The organism is Janthinobacterium sp. SUN128 (assembly GCF_030587275.1).
Taxonomy (GTDB): domain Bacteria; phylum Pseudomonadota; class Gammaproteobacteria; order Burkholderiales; family Burkholderiaceae_D; genus Janthinobacterium; species Janthinobacterium lividum.
Genome location: NZ_JAPWHY010000003.1, coordinates 227,475 through 246,728, shown reverse-complemented (window position 1 = coordinate 246,728; position 19,254 = coordinate 227,475). Strand labels below are relative to the sequence as shown.

The following is a 19,254-nucleotide window of genomic DNA, read 5'->3' as shown; positions in this document are numbered from 1 at the left end:
ATGAACGAACACATACACAACGACGTCCCTGAAGACGAGAATGAAAAACGCCGCAAGCTGCTGCGCTACGGCGCCATCGGCGGCGGGCTGGCCGCATTTGCCGCCAGCTTTTCCACCACGGCCGGCCGCATGGTCGACCATGCGCTGGGCAAGGATAAACCTGTGCAGAAACTGCATGGCAATTCCCTGCAACCCGAGTTTTCCGTCGACACGGCGACGGGGAAATTGACGGTCAATCCCGACCAGCAGGTGAGCTACACCATGTGCATGGGCTGCACCACGTTTTGTGGCGTGCGCGTGCGCCTCGACAAGAAAAGCGGCAAGGTGCTGCGCGTGGCGGGCAATCCCTACAGCCCCCTGTCGGCCGACCCGGCGCTGCCATATCAAACCTCGGTACGCGACAGTTTCGTGTCGCTGTCGCGCTTCCAGGAGCAGGGCTTGAAAGGGCGCTCGACCGCTTGCGGCCGCGGCAATGGCGTGCTGGAACAGATGGAGTCGCCGTTCCGCGTGCTGGCGCCCATGAAGCGCGTGGGACCGCGCGGGGGCGGCCAGTGGGAACCGATCGCCTTCGACCAGCTGGTGAAGGAAGTGACGGAAGGCGGCGACCTGTTTGGCGAAGGCCACGTGCAGGGGCTGCGCGCCTTGCGCGAGCTGGAAAAGCCGATCGATCCGGCGCAGCCGGAGCTGGGTCCGCAAGTGAACCAGGTGGGCCTGATGTGCAGCACCGACGATGGCCGCCTGGCGTTCGGCACGCGTTTTTTCAAGCAGTCGTACGGCAGTTTGAACCTGGTCAACCACGGTTCGTATTGCGGTGGCGCCTACCGCAGCGGCTCGGGCGCCATGTTCGGCGACATGAAGAAAATGCCGCATGCGAAAGTGGACCTGGAAAACACGGAGTTCTGCATTTTCGTCGGCACGGCACCGGGCAATGCGGGCAACCCGTTCAAGCGCCAGGGCACCCTGATCGCGAAAGCCCGCTCGGGCAAGCGCGAATTCAGCTACGTCGTCGTCGACCCCGTGCTGACGAATGCGGACAGCCTGGCCGCGGGCGACCGCAGCCGCTGGGTACCGATCAAGCCGGGCACCGATGGCGCGCTGGCCATGGCCATGATCCGCTGGATCATCGAGCACGAACGCTATGACCGCAACTTCCTCGTGCAGCCGAACCTGAAGGTGGCGGAAGCGGCGGGCGAAGCCGCCTGGTGCAACGCCACGCATTTGATCATCAACGAGAAGGGCCATCCGCGCGACGGCCGCTACCTGCGCGCGTCCGATATCGGCGCGGTGGAACTGGCGGAAGACGAGCGCTACAAGGATGGCGACGCCTTCTGCGTGATCGACGCCGCCACCCAAGCCATCGTGCCGCACAATGCCGCCAAGGGCGAGGCGCGCCTGTTCTTCGACGGCCCGCTGGACGTGGCCGGCGCGCCGCTGCACTTGAAGACGGCCATGACGATGCTCAACGAGGAAGCGCAGCGCCACAGCATGGATGACTATGCGGCCGCCTGCGGCATCGCGCGCGACATCATCGAAGGCCTGGCGCAGGAACTGACCAGCCATGGCAAGCGCGCCGCCGTCAATGCGCACGGCGGCATGATGTCGGGCGCCGGATTTTATAACGCGTACGCGCTGGTCATGCTCAACACCCTGATCGGCAATTTGAACCGCAAGGGCGGCACCCTCGTCAACGGCGGCAGCTTCAAGGATGCGGGACCCGGTCCGCGCTATAACCTTGAGAGTTTCGACGGAGAGATCAAGGCGGCCGGCATGCCGATCGGGCGCAATGTGCCATATGAAAAAACCTCGGAATTCAAGCTGAAGAAAGAAGCGGGCAAGGCGTATCCGGCCAAGGCGCCGTGGTATCCGAACGCGCCCGCGCTGGCGACAGAATGGCTCACCAGCGCCATGAACGGCTACCCGTACACCCTGAAGGCGCTGATCCTGTGGAGCTGTAATCCTGTCTACGGCATCACGGGCTTGCGCGCGCAGATCGGCAAAGAACTGGCCGATCCGAAGAAGATTCCCCTGATCGTCGCCATCGACCCCTTCATCAATGAAAGCTCGGCCTTTGCCGACTACCTGCTGCCCGACACCTTGCTGTATGAAAGCTGGGGCTGGGCCGGCGCCTGGGGCGGCATGCCTGTCAAAATGAGCACGGCGCGCTGGCCCGTGGTCGAACCGCGCGTGCAAAAGACGCCGGACGGCCAGACCATCTGCATGGAATCGTTCTTCATCGCGCTGGCAAAGACGATGGCCTTGCCCGGCTTCGGCCCGGAAGCCTTGCAGGACATGGATGGCCAGCGCTTCCCCTTGCTGCGCGCGGAAGACTGGTATCTGCGCGGCGGCGCCAACATCGCCTGGCAAGGCAAAACATCCGTGCCGGAGGCCAGCGACGACGATATCGATTTGTCCGGCGTGGCGCGCATCCGCCCTGAACTGGAGCGCACCCTGAAGCCGGAAGAGTGGCGCAAGGTGGCCTTCATGCTGGCGCGGGGAGGGCGCTACCAGAGCTATGGCGAGATGTTCGGCCTGCGTTTGCCGCCGCCGACGAATCCCAAGGCGCCGGCAGCGCCTGCACCCGTGATCGACGAGACGCCGTATCCGCAGGACTGGTCCACGCACCGCTATCTGAAACCGATGATGCTGTACAACGAGGGATTGGGCGTGAGCAAGAACAGCTTGAGCGGCAAGCGTTTCCCCGGCACGCCCGCGTGGAGAGTGGCGGCGTTTGCCGACGGCACGCCCGTGCGCAAAACCTATCCTGCCAGCGAATGGCCGTTCGAGCTGATCAGTTTTAAATCGGCGCTGCAGAACTCCTACAGCATAGGCGCGCGGCGCTTGCGCGGCATCCATCCGGACAACCCCGTCGCCGTGCATCCCGATGACGCGGCGCGCTTGAAGCTGGAAAATGGCGATGAAATATACCTGGAAACGCCGGGCGGCAGGGCCAGGGCGACGGTGATGCTGCGCCATGGCGTGCAGCGGGGCGTGATCGCCATCGAACACGGTTTCGGCCACAAGGAGCATGGCGCGCGCGCGCACCGCATCGGCAAGCTGCGCCAGCCAGACGAGCCGGCCATCGGCGCGGGCATCAACCTGAACGACCTGGGGCTGACGGACCCGAGCCGCGGCGACAAGAACGTGTTTGTCGATCCTGTCTCGGGCACGTCGGTGCGGCAGGGACTGCCGGCGCGCATCGTGCGGGCCTAGATCTGGCCACCTGCCATCAGCAGCCGGGCTACCTCGGCTGCCGAATGCAGGCCCAGTTTTTCCATCGTGTTATGGCGGTGCACCTGCACCGTCTTGTCGCTGATGCCCAGTTCGCGGGCGATGACTTTCGAGGCTTTGCCTTCGGCCATCAGCAGTGCCACTTCACGCTCGCGCGCGGTGAGCCTGGCCAGCGCCGATTGCGCCGTATTCGCGCTGGCGGCGCTGCGGCTTTCTTCCACGCTGCGGGCCACGGCACGCGAGACGGCGTCCAGCAATACCTGGTCCTTGCATGGCTTTTCCAGAAAATCGCAGGCGCCCGCCTTCATCGTCTGCACGGCCATGGCCAGGTCGCCGTGGCCGCTGAGGAAAATCACGGGCAGCGATATGGCGTGCCCGGTCTTATTATTCAACTCCTGTTGCAGTTCCAGTCCGCTCATCAGGGGCATGCGCACGTCGAGCAGCAGACAGCCGGGCACATGGCCATCGTAGCGCTGCAGGAAATCGCGTGCCGATTCAAACGTCTGCACTTGCCAGCCGGCCGAATCGAACAGATAGGCCAGCGAGCGGCGCATGGCGGCGTCGTCGTCGACGACAAAGATGATCGCATCGCTTTCATTCATGGTGTTTCCTCTTGTATTTCCTTGTGTGCGTCCATGCCGGTATCTTCGGGCAGGCGGAACCAGACCGTCAAGCCCGGCGCATCGGCATTGGCATGTGCCGACAGGCTGCCGCCGAACGATTCGATGATGCTTTTGCTGAGCGACATGCCCAGTCCCAGGCCTTCGGCCTTGGTGGTAAAAAACGGTTCGAACAGGCGCGCCATCTGCGCCGTCGGCAGGCCGCAGCCGGCGTCGCGCACGGCCACCGTGCAGGCGCCGTTTTCGCGGTGCAGCAGCACGCCGATGGCGTGCTGCGGATTGCCGTTTTCTACCTGCGCATCGAGCGCATTCTTGAACAGATTGAGCAGCACCTGCTGCACCTGCTGCGGGTCGGCCAGCACGCGCGGTGCGGCGCTGACCGTCTCGTGGCGCCAGGCTATCCTCGCTTGCGGATGGGCCGCGCGGAACAGCGATACCGCTTGCTCGACGGCGTCGGCCAGGGCGAAGGCCGTGCTGTGCGCGGGACGCTTTCGCGCCATCGCGCGGATGTGGCGGATGATGGCGCCCGCGCGTTCACTTTGCGTGGCGATTTCCTGCGCGCCGTCGAGCAGGGGCGCCGCATCGAGCCGGCCCGCCGTGATGCGGCGCGCCATGCCGCGCGCGAAATTGCCGATGGCCGCCAGCGGCTGGTTCAATTCGTGCGCGATGGCGCTGGCCATCTCGCCCAGGATCGCCAGGCGCGCCGTGTGGTCGAGCGTGGCCTGGCGCTGGCGCGCCTGTTCTTCCAGTGCGCGCTGCTGGTGCTGGGCGGCGCGCAATTGCTCCGTGCGCCGGCTGACCAGGTATTCCACGCGTACCGTGTGCACGGCCCAGGCGACGAGCAAGGCCAGCACCAGCAGCATCCAGCCCCAGTAGCGGCGCAGCGCCGTCTCGAACGTCAGCTTGTCCAGGTAAGCGTAGGGGCCGATGCGCAAGTCGCGGAACAGCTCATCGACGATCTGGTAATCGCTGGGCACCGTCCAGCTGTAGCCTTCATCTGTGCGCGGCATGGCCAGCAGGGCCTGCGCCACTTTTTTTGCCAGCGCGGGCGGCGTCTGGCGCAGGGCCACGAAGGGCCAGTCCGGATACAGCCGCGACGAGCTGGCGCAGCGAAACCCGGGAATCGGACGCGTGGTGATCACGCGCAGTTCATCGGTCCGCACTTCGCCGCGCGCCACCATCTGTTCCAGCAAACAGGTGCGCACGATGCCCGCATCCATGTGCCCTGACCGCACGGCGTCGATGATCTGCTGCGAGGGGAAACCGCTGTAGCGCAGGCTGGCAAAATCATGCGTGGGATCGATGCCCGCTTCGCGCAATTCGCGCGCGGCGATCTGGTAACCGCCAAACGCATCGGGCGCCACGGCCATCACGTTCTTGCCCGCCAGGTCGGCCAGGTCATGCAGCGGCGAGGCGCTGCGCACGACGATGGCCGAACCGATGGCCTGGCGCGGAGAATCCGTCCACGGCGATTCCAGGGTGGCGATGCGGCTGGCGCCATCGCTGTGTTCGAGCGCCACGTAATGGCCGCTGCTGGTGATGGCAAAGGCGATGGCTTGCGACTGCACGGCGCGCGTGAGGCCCGCCTGGTCGTAGTCGGCCAGGATGAAACGGATGCCGGGAATGCTGGCCTGCAGGTGGCGCGTCACGTACGACCAATCCTGCTGTACGGCGTCGCCACCCTTGTAGGCCAGTACGCCAATTCTTACCTCGGGCAGCTCGTCAGCCGCGTGGGCGCCGTGCAGACACAGCGCCGTCAGTGCGAACAGTAAAAAACGCCGCACTAGAACATGCTGCGCTGCGCCGAACGCGCATCGCCGAACAGGTCCAGCAGCAGTTTCTTGATGGGCGCGGGCAGTGGCGCGTCCGCGATTTTCGCGCCGTCGTACCAGACGTGCGTGGACTCTCCGGCCAGCGCCAGGCGCCGCGCCAGGGTGATGCGGCAGGGAACGATGTGCAGCTTGTAGTGGGTAAACACATGCACGATGGGCAGCAGCCGTTCCTGCGTTTCGATCTGGCCGAATGGCGCCACGGCGCGCGCCAGCGCATCCTGGTCGATGTCGCGCGGACAGTCCTCGCCGGCCAGCACGTGGCCATCGAGTTCGGGCAAGGATAGCAAGCCGCCCCAGATGCCCGAGCCCGGGCGCTGCTCCAGCAGCACCTTGCCGTCGTCGATGATGACCAGCATGACGGCGTGTTTTTCCGGGCTGGTTTTCTTCGGTTTGCGCACGGGCAGATCCTTGGTGCGGCCGGTGGCGTAGGCCACGCAGCGCGGCTGCAGCGGACAGCGGCCGCAATCGGGACTGCTGCGCGTGCACAGGGTGGCGCCAAAGTCCATCAGGCCCTGTGTGTAGGCTTCGATGCCTGAATCTATTCCCGCTGCGGGCAGCAGTGCTTCGGCGCGGCGCCACATGGCTTCCTCGACGCGTTTTTCGCCGGGATAGGCGTCGATGCCAAACGTGCGCGCAAAGACGCGCTTGACGTTGCCGTCCATGATGGCTGCGCGCGTGCCGCTGGAAAACGCGGAGATGGCGGCGGCCGTCGAGCGACCGATGCCGGGCAGGTCGGCTAGCAGGGCCGGATCGGTGGGGAACACGCCGTCGTATTCGGCCACCACGCGCTGCGCGCACTTGTGCAGGTTGCGCGCCCGCGTGTAGTAACCGAGGCCGCTCCACTGCGCCATCACGTCTTCCACGGGGGCTGCCGCCAGATCGCGCAGGGTAGGGAAGCGTTCGAGAAAGCGCGCGTAGTAGCCGAGTACGGCGGTGACCTGCGTTTGCTGCAGCATGATTTCGGACAGCCAGATTAAATAGGCGTCGCGCGTGTTTTGCCATGGCAGCGCATGGCGGCCATGCTGCTTTTGCCAGGCGATGACGGTGGCGGAAAAACTAGGGTCGATATAGTCTTCTAAAGGTGCCGCGCCCGTGGCGGGCGAGAGCGGATGCAGCAGACGTTTCATGCAGGGTTCCAGTGTTCTGTTGTTTGATGTTGCTGATGTTGCGCTCAGCTTGCGCTGGCGGCGCGCAAGGTAGCGAGCAATTGCGCCAGCTGGGCCTTGTCGCGTTCGAGCGCCGCCAGGCTGGCTTCAAAGCCGGCGATTTTCTGTTCCAGGCTGCCCGTGGCGTCGTGGATGCGCTGGATCGAGGCAAAGCGCAGTTTCAGCTGTTCCTTGTATTCGACGATCTGCGCTTCGAGCGGCGCCATGATGACTTTCAGCCAGGCGCTGGCATCGTCGTTGGCGTTGGTGAAACTGCGGCGCACGCGCGAGGCGATGGTGTCGAAGAATTTTTCCATCAGCACGACCCGGCTGGTAGTGAGCAGGGTCGCCGTGCCGAACTGCTTATGGTAGACGGCTTCGATGTCGGCGATCTCCTGGCGGTAGCGGGCCAGCGAAAACGGCATCGGCAAGGCCAGCGCCAGGCCATGTTCGGTGGCGAATTTGCGGTACATCACGTTCATCATTTCCGTGATCTCGGCCGTCTTGCCTTCCGAGCGGTCGAGGTTCTGGCCGATGCGCTCGAAATACTGGCGCACGGCTTCGCGCAAGCCCGTGAAAAAGCGGCTGCGCTGCATGGCCGTGCGCACGCCGTCGATATCGTCGCGCACGATGTCCATGCCCAGGCTCGTGTACAGCTCCGTCGACAGGCGGGTAAACACGGCGCGCGTCGCTTGCAGCTTGAACAGGCTGCTGTCGAATTCCTTCTTCTCGATATCGATGCGCCGCATCATGTGCGCGATCACGCTCTGGTTCTTGCCGCGCAGGCTGTGAAGCTCGTGCAACTGCTCGGCGATGCCGCGCGCGCGCGCCGCCGCCTGCACCTGCTGCGCCGCTTCGATGGCGTCCAGGTCGAACGCCAGCTGGCGCCGGATGATCTCCTTGCGCGCGGGGATCAGCTCCTCGAACAGGGCCGTCTCCAGCGCCTGCAAGCGGCTCTTTTCCAGCAGCGCCGCGTCCTGGTTGATCTTGCCCACCAGGGCCTTTTGCGCCGAGACGGGAAACACCTGGCCAGCATCCAGCATCAGCAGGTGCGCCACGCTGGCCTGCTGGCGTTCGATGGCTTGCGCCACCTCGGCATCGCCGCGCAACTCATCCCACATGCTGTCGATCTTGTTGAGCACCACCAGGCGCCCCGCGCCGGCACCGATATGGTTGCGCCATACCTCGATGTCGCTGCGCGTGACGCCCGTGTCGGCCGCCAGGATGAACAGCACCGCGTGCGCATTCGGGATCAGGTTCAGGGTCAGTTCCGGTTCCGTGCCGATGGCGTTCAGGCCAGGCGTGTCGAGGATCACCAGGCCCTGCTTCAGCAGCGGATGGGGGAAGTTGATGATGGCGTGGCGCCACATGGAGATTTCCACCTGGCCGTCCTCGTCCAGCATGGCGGGGGCGTCCGCATCGTCGGCGTCGTACAGGCCGTAGCGTGCCGCCTCCTCGATGCCGACTTTTTTCGTCAGGCTGACCTGGCGGATGGCTTCCTGCATGTCGCCGCCCGCCTCGATGTTCAGGGGCAGGACGGTCCAGGCGGCGGGCAGGTCGCGGTAGTCGCTGGTCGACAGGTTCTGTGCGCGCGTCTCGATGGGCAGCAGCCGGATGGACGGCGGCCAGGCCGCGTCGTACAGCAGCTCGGTGGGGCACATGGTGGTGCGGCCCGCGCCCGAGGGCAGGATGCGCTGGCCGTAGCCGGCAAAGAAGATGGCGTTGATCAGCTCGGATTTGCCGCGCGAGAATTCCGCCACGAAGGCGACCGATAAACGGTCATCGGCCAGGCGGGAGACACAGCGGGCCAGGCGCAGCGCGGAGGCGCCGTCAACCAGGCCCGCCGCGCTGGCGGCTTGCCGGTATGCCTGCAAGGCGGCCTGTACGTCCTGCCGCCATGCGCTGTATTGTTCCAGGTCCCTGACCATCTGGCTCCCTCCGTGAGTGTGTGAGTGTGTTTACTTTTGACAATTCACGCAGTAAAACGTGGAACGCTGTCCCTGGACGATCTGGCGGATCGGCGCGCCGCATACACGGCATGGCTTGCCCGCGCGGTTGTACGTGAAATACGTCTGCTGGAAGTAGCCGGACTGGCCGTTCACGCCGATGAAATCGCGCAGGGTGCTGCCGCCCTGCACGATGGCTTCTGCCAGCACGTCGCGGATCGATTGCGCCAGTTTCTCATAGCGGGCCAGGCCGATGCGCCGGGCTGGCGTCTTCGGATTGATCCCCGCGCGGAACAGGCTTTCGGAACAATAGATATTGCCCACGCCGACGACGATGTCGCCCGCCATCAGCACCTGCTTGATATTGGTGCCCTTGTTGCGCGTTTTCTCGAACAGCAGCTGGCCCGTGAAGCCGCCTTCCAGCGGTTCCGTGCCCAGGCCGCGCAGCAGCGCGTGGCCATCGAGCGGGCCGTCGGCCTCGTCGTGCCACAGCACGGCGCCAAAGCGGCGCGGGTCCGTCATGCGCAGCACCTGGCTGCCGCCTTCCGCGTCTTCCACGACGAGGTCGAAATGGTCGTGCTTTTGTGCCTCCGTCCCCGTCGGCAGTACGCGCAGATGGCCCGACATGCCCAGGTGGATGATCAGCGTGCCGTGGCGGAAGTGGATCAGCAGGTATTTGCCGCGCCGCCCCGTCAGGCCGATGGTTTGCCCCGACAGTTGTTCGCCCAGGGCGGGGGGGAAGGGCCAGCGCAGGCCGTCGCGGCGCAGCACGACGGAGCGCACGGCGCGGCCTTCGAGATGGGGCGCGACACCGCGCCGTGTGACTTCGACTTCTGGCAATTCTGGCATAGGGCTCGAATGGTGGAAAACCGGGTAAAAAAACAGGCGGGTTGCCGGCGGATGGCGGGCCCGGGCGCGCTACGCCGCCACGACGTATATATTTCGTTACATACGTGAAGTACGCGATAGCCGCGTTGGGCGTAGAATCAAACTTTGCCGTTCAGCCAGGATCAGCCTTTGAAAAACGCTTTCGCCATTGTAACCTTGTCCGCCCTGATGGCCACGCATGCCATGGCACAGACGCCTGTTGCCCCTGTCGATGGGGCGGCCAGTCCCGCTGCGGCCGCTGCGCCGCAAGCGCCCGGTACCGAGTCCGGCGACGACGCCAAGGGCGAGAAGCTGCCCAAGGTCGAGTTGAGCAGCGATTTGCTGTACAAGCTGACCAAGGCGGAAATGGAATTCAAGAGCGGCCAGTGGCAAGGGCCGTACGTGACGATGATGGTGGCGGCGCAGCAGACGCGCGACCCGCGCCTGGCGCGCCGCGCTTCCGAAATGGCGCTGGCCGCCAAGCAGGGCAGCGAGGCGCTGGCGGCCATCCGCCTGTGGCGCGACCTGGCGCCCGAATCCGATGAGGCGACCCAGTTCTTCCTCGGCTTCGTCGTATTGACGGACAAGATCGAAGAAGCGGAACCGATTTTTGCCGAGCGCCTGGCCAATGCGCCGCAGGGCGCCCGCGGCGTGGCCCTGTTCCAGATGCAGCAGATCCTGTCGCGGGCGAATGACAAGCTGTATGCCTACGCGATGGTGACGCGCCTGGTGCAGCCCTACCTGGACATGTTCGAAGCACACCTGGTGCTGGCGCAGGGCGCGCTGTCGCTCGGCGAGCGCGAGCGCGCCATCGGCGAAGCGAACAAGGCGCTGGCCATCAAGCCGAACTCCGAGCTGGCCGCGCTGACCCTGGCGCAGGTGACGGGCGAGCCCGAGGCGGCAGGCAAGGTGCTGGCCACTTTCCTGCAAAAGAATCCCGATGCCGTCGAAGTGCGCGGCGCGTATGCGCGCCTGCTGGTCGAGCAAAAACAGCTGGAGCCGGCGCGCGACCAGTTCCTGCTGCTGCTGAAAAGCCAGCCCGATAACGTGGGGGGCCTGTATGCGCTGGGCATCGTGGCGCTGCAGCTGGAAGACACCAAGGGCGCGGAGCAGTACTTCAAGCGCTTCCTGGCCGTGCTGGATAAAAATCCTGGCGACGCGCGCGATCCGTTCAAGGCCCTGATGATACTGTCGCAGATCGCCGAGACGCGCGGAGACACGGCCGGCGCCATCGCCTGGCTGGACAAGGTCGACAACAGCGCTTCCGCCGGCTATGTCGAGGCGCGCTTGCGCCGCGCCCAGCTGATCGCCCGCGGCGGCAATCTCGATGCGGCGCGCAAGGCGCTGACGGAAATCGAAACGGACGATCCGGCAAGCCAGGCGCAGGTGCTGCTGGTCGACGCGCAATTCCTGCGCGATGCCGGCTATGTGCAAAGCGCCTACACGGTGCTGGAAAACGCCTTGCTGCGCTTCCCCGACAATCCGGAACTGCTGTACGACTACGCGCTGCTGGCCGAGCGCCTGGATAAACTCGAGCTGATGGAAGCGAGCCTGCGCCGCGTGATGGCGCTGGCGCCCGACAATCAGCATGCGTATAACGCCCTCGGCTACTCGCTGGCCGAACGGGGCATCCGCCTTGAGGAAGCCCATGCGCTGATCGAAAAAGCCTTGCAGATGGCGCCGGGCGACCCGTTCATCATGGACAGCATGGGCTGGGTGCAGTTCCGCATGGGCAACCTGGCCGCCGCGGAAAATGCGCTGCGCCGCGCCTATGCCGTGCGCAGCGATCCGGAAATCGCCGTCCACCTGGGCGAAGTGCTGTGGCAGAAGGGCGACAAGGCCGAAGCGCAAAAGCTGTGGCGCGAGGCGCAGGGCAAGGACCCGAAAAACGATGCGCTGAAAAGTACGCTGGCGCGCTTGAATGTCAGTCTGTGATTGAATCGATTAACTCAACTATAAAAAACCAGCGCCATGGCGCTGGTTTTTCCTTTTGCCCATGTTCAAACATTTCTTGCCCCTGACTGTTCTGTGCCTGTCCCTCTCGGCCTGCTCGACCCTGACTTCCCCCTTTTCGTCCGGCGCCGCGCCGTCCGGTAATGCTGTCGCGCCTTACCGCGAACAGGTGGAACTGACGGGCCGCCTGAACGTCGTGTACCAGAAGGATGACAAGCCTGAATCGGCCACCGTCAATTTCAACTGGCAACAGACGGCGCAGCGCACGGACGTGACCCTGTATTCGCCTGTCGGCAGTACGCTGGCGACGATTGCCGTCACGCCGCAGCAAGCCGTATTGACGCAGAGCGGCAAGGCGCCGCGCAGCGCGCCCGATGTCGATACCCTGAGCGCGCAGATGCTGGGCTGGTCCTTGCCCGTGTCGGGCTTGCGCGACTGGCTGCAAGGCTATGCCGTGGGCGCCGATGGCAAGCGTTTCGTCGCTTCGCCGGCGAACGACAGCGTCACCACGAAAGACGGCTGGCGCTTGCGCTATGTGTCGTGGCAAGAAATAGGGCAAAATGCGGCCGACAATACACCGGGCGCCTTGCCCCAACCGCGGCGTATCGATGCCGAACGCAATGCCAGCGCGCAGGCCGATGCCGTCTCGCTGCGCATCGTGCTCGATCCCGCCCCATCCGCTCAAGCACAATGACGTTGACTACCCTGAATAACTGCCCGGCTCCCGCCAAGCTGAACCTCTTTTTGCACGTCAACGGCCGCCGCGCCGATGGCTACCATCTGCTGCAGACGGTGTTCCAGTTGCTCGATCATGGCGACACCTTGCACTTCGCGCTGCGCGACGACGCGCTGATCCGCCGTGTGACGGCACTGGCCGGCGTGCCGGAAGAACAGGATTTGATCATCCGCGCCGCCAAGCTGCTGCAGGCGGAAGTGATGCGCCGCACGGGCGCCTTGCCGCGCGGCGTCGATATCGCCATCGACAAGGTGCTGCCCATGGGTGGCGGACTCGGCGGCGGTTCATCCGATGCGGCCACGGCTCTGATGGCATTGAACCGCCTGTGGCAGGCGGGCTTGAGCCGCGAGGAATTGATGGCGCTGGGCTTGCCGCTGGGCGCCGATATCCCGTTTTTCATCTTTGGCGAAAACGCCTTTGCCGAAGGCGTGGGCGAGGCCTTGCAGCCCGTCGCCACGCCCGAATGCTGGTACGTGGTGATCGAGCCGGGCGTGCAAGTGCCGACCGCCGCAATTTTTTGCGCGGAAGGCTTGACGAGAAATACCGAACCCGTCACAATAGCGGACTTTTCCAGGCACCTCGCAGAAGGCAACGATGCGGGCGGGTTTGGCAAGAATGATTTACAGCAAGTGGCATGCAGTCTTTTCAAGCCGGTAGCAGATGCGGTAGAATGGCTGGGTGCTTACGGTGAGGCCAGGATGACTGGCTCCGGTGCTTGTGTATTCAGTGCGTTTGGCAGTCAGGAAGAAGCGGATGCGGTGCTCAGCAATGTGCCACCAGTCTGGATCGCCTGGAAGGCAAAAGCGCTGAGCCGCCACCCGATGCTCACCATGTTGTAGAGAGCAAAAAAAGATTTTGCTTAGCGTCAAATAGTCGGTATAATACTGGCCAACATGACGGCAAGCAGTCAGTAACGTAGGGGAATCGCCAAGCTGGTTAAGGCACTGGATTTTGATTCCAGCATGCGAAGGTTCGAATCCTTCTTCCCCTGCCACCATTTCACCGTAGTCTGTCGATGCGAAGTTGGCGTCCAGTACGGGAAAAAGCAGATATGTTGCCACGCGGCATATTCTAAACAATGACTGACCGGGCCTATGCCCGGTTAGTGCTTTTCAAGACTTCTATATCACCTCTTGGGACTCCCATGGCTTACGAAAACCTGATGGTTTTTACCGGCAACGCGAATCCAGCGTTGGCAGAGGGGGTCGCAAAAAACCTCGGCATCCCTCTCGGTAAAGCAAACGTTTCGAAATTCTCCGACGGCGAAGTAATGGTCGAGATTAACGAAAACGTGCGCGGCAAGGATGTTTTTGTTTTGCAATCCACCTGTGCTCCAACCAACGACAGCCTGATGGAAATCATGCTGATGGTTGATGCCTTGAAACGTGCTTCCGCTGGCCGCATCACCGCCGCAATTCCTTACTTCGGCTACGCCCGCCAAGACCGTCGTCCACGCTCCGCGCGTGTGGCGATTTCGGCCAAGGTGGTGGCGAACATGCTGGAAGAAGCCGGTGTCGAGCGCGTCCTGATCATGGACTTGCACGCTGACCAGATTCAAGGTTTCTTCGATATCCCAGTCGACAATATTTACGCTTCGCCAATTTTGCTGGGCGACCTGCAAAAGAAAAACTACCAGGATCTGCTGGTGGTGTCGCCGGACGTCGGCGGTGTGGTACGTGCGCGCGCCCTGGCAAAACGCCTGGGCTGCGACCTGGCCATCATCGACAAGCGTCGTCCAAAAGCGAACGTGTCCGAAGTGATGAACATCATCGGCGAAGTCGAAGGCCGCAACTGCGTGATCATGGATGACATGGTCGACACGGCAGGCACCCTGACCAAGGCTGCCGAAGTGCTCAAAGAGCGCGGCGCGAAAAAAGTCGTGGCGTATTGCACGCACGCGGTGCTGTCGGGCCCGGCGATTGACCGTATTTCGGCGTCGCCACTCGATGAGCTGGTCGTGACCGATACGATCCCCCTGTCCGAAGCGGCCCTGGCCTGCGGCAAGATCCGTCAATTGACGTGCGCGCCGCTGCTGGCCGAGACGTTCAAGCGCATCATCAAGGGTGATTCGGTTATTTCCCTCTTTATCGATTAATTCGACAAGAGCAGCAACAGACGTAATGCCTGCGGCGCGACCGGCTTTTTGCCTGTTGCGCCGCAGTGTTTTCATTTTCGGGGTGTTTTGCACCCCATTTTCGAGGATTCCTGGTCGCGGGAGTCTTCATAACACAAGGCGCAAGCCTTGTTCTTCTTGGAGTTTCACATGAAAGTTATCGCATTTAAACGCGAATTGCAAGGTTCCGGAGCGAGCCGCCGCCTGCGCATTTCCGGCCAAACCCCTGGTATCGTCTACGGTGGCGCTGAAGCCCCGGTGCTGATCTCGCTGGATCACAACGCCCTGTACCACGCGTTGAAAAAAGAAGTGTTCCACTCGTCGATCCTGGACCTGGAAATCGACGGCGTTTCCCAGCAAGTTCTGTTGCGCGACTTCCAAGTCCACGCATACAAACAACTGGTTCTGCACGCTGACTTCCAGCGCGTTGACTCGAAGCAAGCTATCCACGTGAAAGTGGCGTTGCACTTCGTCAACGCTGACGTTTCCCCAGCAGTCAAACTGCACGGCGCGACCATCAGCCACGTAGCCAACGAAATCGAAGTTTCGTGCCTGCCAGGCCAACTGCCAGAATTCATCAACGTTGACCTGTCGAACATCGACGTCGGTCACTCGCTGCACGTTGGCGACCTGGTCCTGCCAGCTGGCGTGACCGCTGTCACCCACGGCGCCAACCTGACCATCGCTACCGCTTCGGTACCGGCTGGCCACGTTGCTGCTGAAGCCGCTGCTGCTGAAGTTGTTGCTGACAAGAAGTAATTTTGCCGCCGCAGCAATGCGGTAGTCGCAAGGAAAAACCCGTCCGGTTCGCTCCGGACGGGTTTTTTTCTGCCTGTTTTCACCGATAATACGTTTTTACACTGCAGACACAGCCATGCCCATACGCCTGATCGTCGGCCTCGGCAACCCGGGACCCGAATACGAACAAACCCGCCACAATGCCGGCTTCTGGCTGGTGGACAACCTCGCCAACAGCTTGCCCGGCACGCGCTTGCAGCGCGATTCGCGCTACAACGCCATGCTGGCCAAGACTTCCATCGGCGGCAATGAAGTCTGGCTGCTCGAACCGCTGACTTTCATGAACCGCTCGGGCCAGTCCGTGGGCGCGCTGGCGCGCTTCTTCAAGATTGCCGCAGATGAAGTGCTCGTCGTGCACGACGAACTCGATCTGATGCCTGGCATCGCGCGCCTGAAGAAGGGCGGCTCGGCCGGCGGCCATAATGGATTGAAGGACATCACGGCCGCGCTGGGCACGCAGGATTACTGGCGCTTGCGCCTGGGCATCGGTCATCCGCGCACCTTGAGCCTGCAGCAGCAGGTGGCCGATTTCGTGCTGCACCGCCCGCGCCGCGAAGACCAGGAGCTGATCGAGCAGGCGATCGAGAAATCCTTGCAGGTGATGCCGCAGATCGTCGAGGGCAAGTTCGAGGCCGCCACGATGAAGTTGCACACGGCATAGTCATTTCCCCGCTTTGCCGAAGCCGGCCATGATGGTTTTCGCCATCTGCTGCTGGCTGGCCTGAGCGCTGCTGCCTTCGCCCGCGTTGGCGGCGATCAGCAAGCCATCGCCGCTGCCGGGCGCCAGCGCGATCAGCGCGTGCCAGTAGCCGTTCGAACCCAGGTGCGTGAGCACGCGCTGCGGGGCCTGGGGCGGAAAGTGCATCACGCCCCAGCCCAATGCCGCATTTGTGTCGCCCTGCGCCGTGTGCAGCAACACATACGTTTCCTGTTTCAGCAGTTTCCCCTTGCCTTGCTCGCCATGCAGTTGATCGAGCGCAAACTTGGCCCAGCCTTGCATGCTCAGGTGAATTTCCCCATCGGGCGCCATCATCAGCGGATTGCTGGCCATCAAGCCGGCGATCGGCTTGTTTTCCTTGTGGCCCAGGTTTTGTCCCCGCACGGTGGGGCCGAAGGCGGCCTGCATGCCCAGCGGGCCGAACACCTCCGCCTGCATCAGTTCCTCATATGTCTTGCCCGTGACCCGCTCGGCGATGGCGGCGGCGATCATGGCGCCGCTGTTCGAGTAGTGCGATTCGCCGCGCGGCGCGGCCACCGGCGCATCGGCCAGCGCCCGCTGCGCGTATTCCAGGCGCAGCAGCGGCAATGGCCGCGTGTCCGTATAGGTGGAATTGATCCATGCCTCATCGGGATTGGGCGGCAGGCCGGCGCGGTGCGACAGCAGATCCATCAGGTTGACATCGCGGTACTCGGCGCGCATGCCGCCGGCCAGCGCGGGCAGCATGGCTGACAACGGCGCATCCCACGACAGCACGCCCCGTTCCACCAGCCGCGCGATCAGGGTCACCGTCATGGCCTTGCCGTTGGAGCCGATATTCCACACGTCATCGGCGCGCACGGCGTCCTGGCCGTCATTGGCCCGCACGCCCGCTTGCGTTTGCGCCTCGATCTTGCCGTCACGGATGACGAGAATGGCCATGGCCGGCACGCTCTTGTCGGCCAGCGCCTGCTGCAGCATGGCATGCAAGTCATGGGCGCGGGCGGCGCCGCTGAGCAAAAAGGCGGTGCTGCAAACGAGTGAGGCAAGCAGGGTTTTCATGGTGTCTCCAGTCGATAGGGGTGAGCGAACATGTTAAAATGGTCGCAAAACATGATTTAATTATTGTTTTACGATAATTTATTCTAACGACACTTGACGCTTTCGTATACTTTTAAATATGAAAAAAAATCCAGAGGGACCGGCGGCGCTGAGCCGGCGCGTGCGCTACGGCGTCTCCGCGTTCTTTGTGCTGTACCTGCTGCTGACGGTGCTGGGCTGGCTGGCGCCCGCGCCGGCTGCGCACGGCAGCCTGGGCGATGCGGGCATGTATGAATTGTTGCTGCAATTGCAGAGCCAGCCATTCGAGCGCCTGGCGGCCATGCCCTTGTGGCAGCGGGGTCTGGGCCTGGCGCTGGCCTTGCCAGCCTTGCTGGTGCTGGGCGACGCCGTGCGCCAGCTGGCCGTGGTCTTGCGCCAGTTCGAGCAGGGCGTGTTTTTTACGCCGCAGGTGGCGCAGCGCTTTCGCCGTTTTGCCGGTGGCTTGCTGCTGGGAACAGTGTTGACGTTGCTGGAGCCGACCGTGCGCGGCATGCTGTTTGGCTTGCTGGACGAGGGGACGAGCCAGTTGCGCCTGGTCATCGACATCACGGGCGGCGACTTGTGGACCTTGCTGCTGTGCACGGTTTTCCTTGCGCTGGCGCAAATCCTCCACGAAGGCCAGCGCCTGGCCGATGAAAACAGCGGGTTTATCTGATGGGCATCGTCGTGCGCCTCGACCTGGTACTGGCCAGGAAAAAAGTGAAATCGAAGGAACTGGCGGCCTTCATCGGCATCACGGAACAGAATTTGTCCCTCTTAAAGTCGGGCAAGGTGCGCGGCGTGCGTTTCGATACCCTGTCGAAAATCTGCGAGATGCTCGAATGCCAGCCCGGCGACATCCTGGAATTCGATGCGTCGCAGCCGGACGACGGGGATGGCGACAGTTAGCGGCACAGAGGGCGGTTTTTTTGAAGAGTAGGGTGCATAGAGGTACAATTGACCCTTACAAGCATTAATACAGCAAGATTATCCAGAAAACGCCCGCAACGGCCGTTTTGCACCAGCCGCTTGCCGGCAATATTGATTATTTAAAGGTTTTCCATGAGTCTCCAATGCGGTATCGTCGGCTTGCCGAACGTCGGCAAGTCCACCCTGTTCAATGCACTGACGAAAGCCGGCATCCCGGCTGAAAACTATCCGTTCTGCACCATCGAGCCGAACGTCGGCGTCGTCGAAGTGCCGGATCCGCGCATGGATGCGCTGGCCGCCATCGTCAAGCCGGAACGCATGGTCAACGCCATCGTGGAATTCGTCGACATCGCCGGCCTGGTGGCCGGTGCATCGAAGGGCGAGGGCCTGGGTAACCAGTTCCTGTCGCACATCCGCGAAACGGACGCCATCGTCAACGTCGTGCGCTGCTTCGAAGATGACAACGTCATCCACGTGGCCGGCAAGATCAATCCGCTCGACGATATCGAAGTCATCCAGACTGAACTGGCGCTGGCCGACATGGGCACCGTGGAAAAAGCCATCCACCGCGAAAACAAGAAAGCCCGTTCGGGCGACAAGGACGCGGCCAAGCTGCTGGCCATCATGGAACGCATGATGCCTTACCTGAACGATGCCAAGCCCGTGCGTGCCATGGGCCTGGACGCCGACGAAATGGAACTGATCAAGCCGCTGTGCCTGATCACGGCCAAGCCGGCCATGTTCGTGGCCAACGTGTCCGACACGGGCTTCACGAATAACCCGTTGCTGGACCAGCTGACGGCCTATGCGCAATCGCAAAACGCGCCTATCGTCGCCATCTGCGCCGCGCTGGAAGCGGAAATCGCCGACCTGGACGATGCCGACAAGGGCGCTTTCCTGGCCGACATGGGCATGGAAGAGCCAGGCCTGGACCGTCTGATCCGCGGCGCGTACAAGCTGCTGGGCCTGCAAACCTACTTCACGGCTGGCGTGAAGGAAGTGCGCGCCTGGACCATCCATGTGGGCGACACGGCACCGCAAGCGGCCGGCGTGATCCACACCGACTTCGAACGCGGCTTCATCCGCGCGCAAACCATCGCCTATGACGACTTCATCGCCTACAAGGGCGAAGCGGGCGCCAAGGAAGCGGGCAAGATGCGCGCCGAAGGCAAGGAATACATCGTCAAGGATGGCGACGTGCTGAACTTCCTGTTCAACGTCTAAGGACAGATGCTTGCTGGCGAGCGCCAGCAACATACTGCATTCGTCCATTGCGAAATGCCGCTCAATGTATTTGGGCGGCATTTTT

The 19,254-nt window shown here is 63.1% G+C and carries 16 protein-coding genes and 1 tRNA gene; 11 read left to right on the top strand and 6 right to left on the bottom strand.

Translation table 11 applies throughout. The annotated features are described in order from the left end of the window. On the top strand, positions 1-3,210 hold the full coding sequence (locus tag O3297_RS23815) for a molybdopterin dinucleotide binding domain-containing protein (RefSeq protein WP_305050427.1): 3,210 nt from the start codon (positions 1-3) through the stop codon (positions 3,208-3,210). Here the strand turns inward: O3297_RS23815 and O3297_RS23810 are convergent. From O3297_RS23810 to mutM, 5 genes are read right to left on the bottom strand one after another with little or no spacing between them, the layout of a single operon-like run. Beyond that, positions 3,207-3,830 (bottom strand): response regulator transcription factor, encoded by a 624-nt coding sequence (locus tag O3297_RS23810; RefSeq protein WP_034778325.1) that lies wholly within the window; start codon positions 3,828-3,830, stop codon positions 3,207-3,209. The two genes, O3297_RS23815 and O3297_RS23810, sit on opposite strands and share 4 nt — an antisense overlap. After that, positions 3,827-5,632, bottom strand: coding sequence for a sensor histidine kinase (locus O3297_RS23805; protein WP_305050426.1), 1,806 nt, complete (start codon positions 5,630-5,632; stop codon positions 3,827-3,829). Before O3297_RS23805 ends, O3297_RS23810 begins: the two co-directional genes overlap by 4 nt. Next, positions 5,632-6,807 (bottom strand): A/G-specific adenine glycosylase, encoded by a 1,176-nt coding sequence (gene mutY / locus O3297_RS23800; RefSeq protein WP_305050425.1) that lies wholly within the window; start codon positions 6,805-6,807, stop codon positions 5,632-5,634. Before mutY ends, O3297_RS23805 begins: the two co-directional genes overlap by 1 nt. A 44-nt stretch (positions 6,808-6,851) precedes the next feature. Then, positions 6,852-8,753, bottom strand: a complete 1,902-nt coding sequence (locus O3297_RS23795; protein WP_305050424.1) for a dynamin family protein — start codon at positions 8,751-8,753, stop codon at positions 6,852-6,854. 30 nt (positions 8,754-8,783) lie between these two features. After that, positions 8,784-9,620: a bifunctional DNA-formamidopyrimidine glycosylase/DNA-(apurinic or apyrimidinic site) lyase gene (mutM, locus tag O3297_RS23790; RefSeq protein WP_211551940.1), complete on the bottom strand. Its 837-nt coding sequence runs from the start codon at positions 9,618-9,620 to the stop codon at positions 8,784-8,786. 168 nt (positions 9,621-9,788) lie between these two features. Between mutM and O3297_RS23785 the strand changes: the two genes are divergently transcribed. From O3297_RS23785 to pth, 7 genes are all read left to right on the top strand, one after another. Beyond that, complete coding sequence (locus tag O3297_RS23785) at positions 9,789-11,573, top strand: tetratricopeptide repeat protein (RefSeq protein ID WP_034778524.1); 1,785 nt, start codon at positions 9,789-9,791, stop codon at positions 11,571-11,573. 76 nt (positions 11,574-11,649) lie between these two features. After that, positions 11,650-12,285, top strand: a complete 636-nt coding sequence (locus O3297_RS23780; protein ID WP_370385443.1) for an outer membrane lipoprotein LolB — start codon at positions 11,650-11,652, stop codon at positions 12,283-12,285. Next, positions 12,282-13,166 carry a 4-(cytidine 5'-diphospho)-2-C-methyl-D-erythritol kinase gene (ispE, locus tag O3297_RS23775; protein WP_305050422.1) on the top strand — a complete coding sequence of 295 codons (885 nt, stop codon included), beginning with the start codon at positions 12,282-12,284 and terminating at the stop codon, positions 13,164-13,166. The genes O3297_RS23780 and ispE overlap by 4 nt, the downstream gene beginning before the upstream one ends. A gap of 78 nt (positions 13,167-13,244) precedes the next feature. Then, positions 13,245-13,321: transfer RNA gene (locus tag O3297_RS23770), tRNA-Gln, on the top strand. Between the two features lie 150 nt (positions 13,322-13,471). After that, on the top strand, positions 13,472-14,422 hold the full coding sequence (locus O3297_RS23765; RefSeq protein ID WP_034753270.1) for a ribose-phosphate pyrophosphokinase: 951 nt from the start codon (positions 13,472-13,474) through the stop codon (positions 14,420-14,422). A 168-nt stretch (positions 14,423-14,590) separates the two neighbouring features. Next, positions 14,591-15,199 carry a 50S ribosomal protein L25/general stress protein Ctc gene (locus O3297_RS23760; RefSeq protein WP_034778340.1) on the top strand — a complete coding sequence of 203 codons (609 nt, stop codon included), beginning with the start codon at positions 14,591-14,593 and terminating at the stop codon, positions 15,197-15,199. Between the two features lie 115 nt (positions 15,200-15,314). Then, positions 15,315-15,899, top strand: a complete 585-nt coding sequence (gene pth / locus O3297_RS23755) for an aminoacyl-tRNA hydrolase (RefSeq protein WP_086145733.1) — start codon at positions 15,315-15,317, stop codon at positions 15,897-15,899. Here pth and O3297_RS23750 read toward each other — a convergent pair whose 3' ends face one another. Continuing rightward, a complete protein-coding gene (locus O3297_RS23750; RefSeq protein ID WP_305050420.1) occupies positions 15,900-16,997 on the bottom strand; it encodes a serine hydrolase in 1,098 nt (365 codons plus the stop codon). Positions 16,998-17,115: 118 nt separating this feature from the next. On the opposite strand from O3297_RS23750, the gene O3297_RS23745 reads away from it, so the two are divergent. The 3 genes from O3297_RS23745 to ychF all read left to right on the top strand — a co-directional run bounded on the left by O3297_RS23745 (position 17,116) and on the right by ychF (position 19,169). Next, a complete protein-coding gene (locus tag O3297_RS23745; protein WP_070278949.1) occupies positions 17,116-17,691 on the top strand; it encodes a DUF2975 domain-containing protein in 576 nt (191 codons plus the stop codon). Next, on the top strand, positions 17,691-17,924 hold the full coding sequence (locus O3297_RS23740; RefSeq protein ID WP_034778346.1) for a helix-turn-helix transcriptional regulator: 234 nt from the start codon (positions 17,691-17,693) through the stop codon (positions 17,922-17,924). Before O3297_RS23745 ends, O3297_RS23740 begins: the two co-directional genes overlap by 1 nt. A 153-nt stretch (positions 17,925-18,077) precedes the next feature. Next, positions 18,078-19,169, top strand: a complete 1,092-nt coding sequence (ychF, locus tag O3297_RS23735) for a redox-regulated ATPase YchF (RefSeq protein ID WP_305050419.1) — start codon at positions 18,078-18,080, stop codon at positions 19,167-19,169. Positions 19,170-19,254: the final 85 nt, after the last annotated feature.

Coding starts and splice junctions, on each gene's coding strand:
- O3297_RS23740 (WP_034778346.1), top strand. CDS start 17,691: ATGGGCATCGTCGTGCGCCTCGACCTGGTACTGGCCAGGAAAAAAGTG.
- O3297_RS23765 (WP_034753270.1), top strand. CDS start 13,472: ATGGCTTACGAAAACCTGATGGTTTTTACCGGCAACGCGAATCCAGCG.
- O3297_RS23795 (WP_305050424.1), bottom strand. CDS start 8,753: ATGGTCAGGGACCTGGAACAATACAGCGCATGGCGGCAGGACGTACAG.
- mutM (WP_211551940.1), bottom strand. CDS start 9,620: ATGCCAGAATTGCCAGAAGTCGAAGTCACACGGCGCGGTGTCGCGCCC.
- O3297_RS23745 (WP_070278949.1), top strand. CDS start 17,116: ATGAAAAAAAATCCAGAGGGACCGGCGGCGCTGAGCCGGCGCGTGCGC.
- mutY (WP_305050425.1), bottom strand. CDS start 6,807: ATGAAACGTCTGCTGCATCCGCTCTCGCCCGCCACGGGCGCGGCACCT.
- ychF (WP_305050419.1), top strand. CDS start 18,078: ATGAGTCTCCAATGCGGTATCGTCGGCTTGCCGAACGTCGGCAAGTCC.
- ispE (WP_305050422.1), top strand. CDS start 12,282: ATGACGTTGACTACCCTGAATAACTGCCCGGCTCCCGCCAAGCTGAAC.
- O3297_RS23810 (WP_034778325.1), bottom strand. CDS start 3,830: ATGAATGAAAGCGATGCGATCATCTTTGTCGTCGACGACGACGCCGCC.
- O3297_RS23760 (WP_034778340.1), top strand. CDS start 14,591: ATGAAAGTTATCGCATTTAAACGCGAATTGCAAGGTTCCGGAGCGAGC.
- O3297_RS23750 (WP_305050420.1), bottom strand. CDS start 16,997: ATGAAAACCCTGCTTGCCTCACTCGTTTGCAGCACCGCCTTTTTGCTC.
- O3297_RS23815 (WP_305050427.1), top strand. CDS start 1: ATGAACGAACACATACACAACGACGTCCCTGAAGACGAGAATGAAAAA.
- pth (WP_086145733.1), top strand. CDS start 15,315: ATGCCCATACGCCTGATCGTCGGCCTCGGCAACCCGGGACCCGAATAC.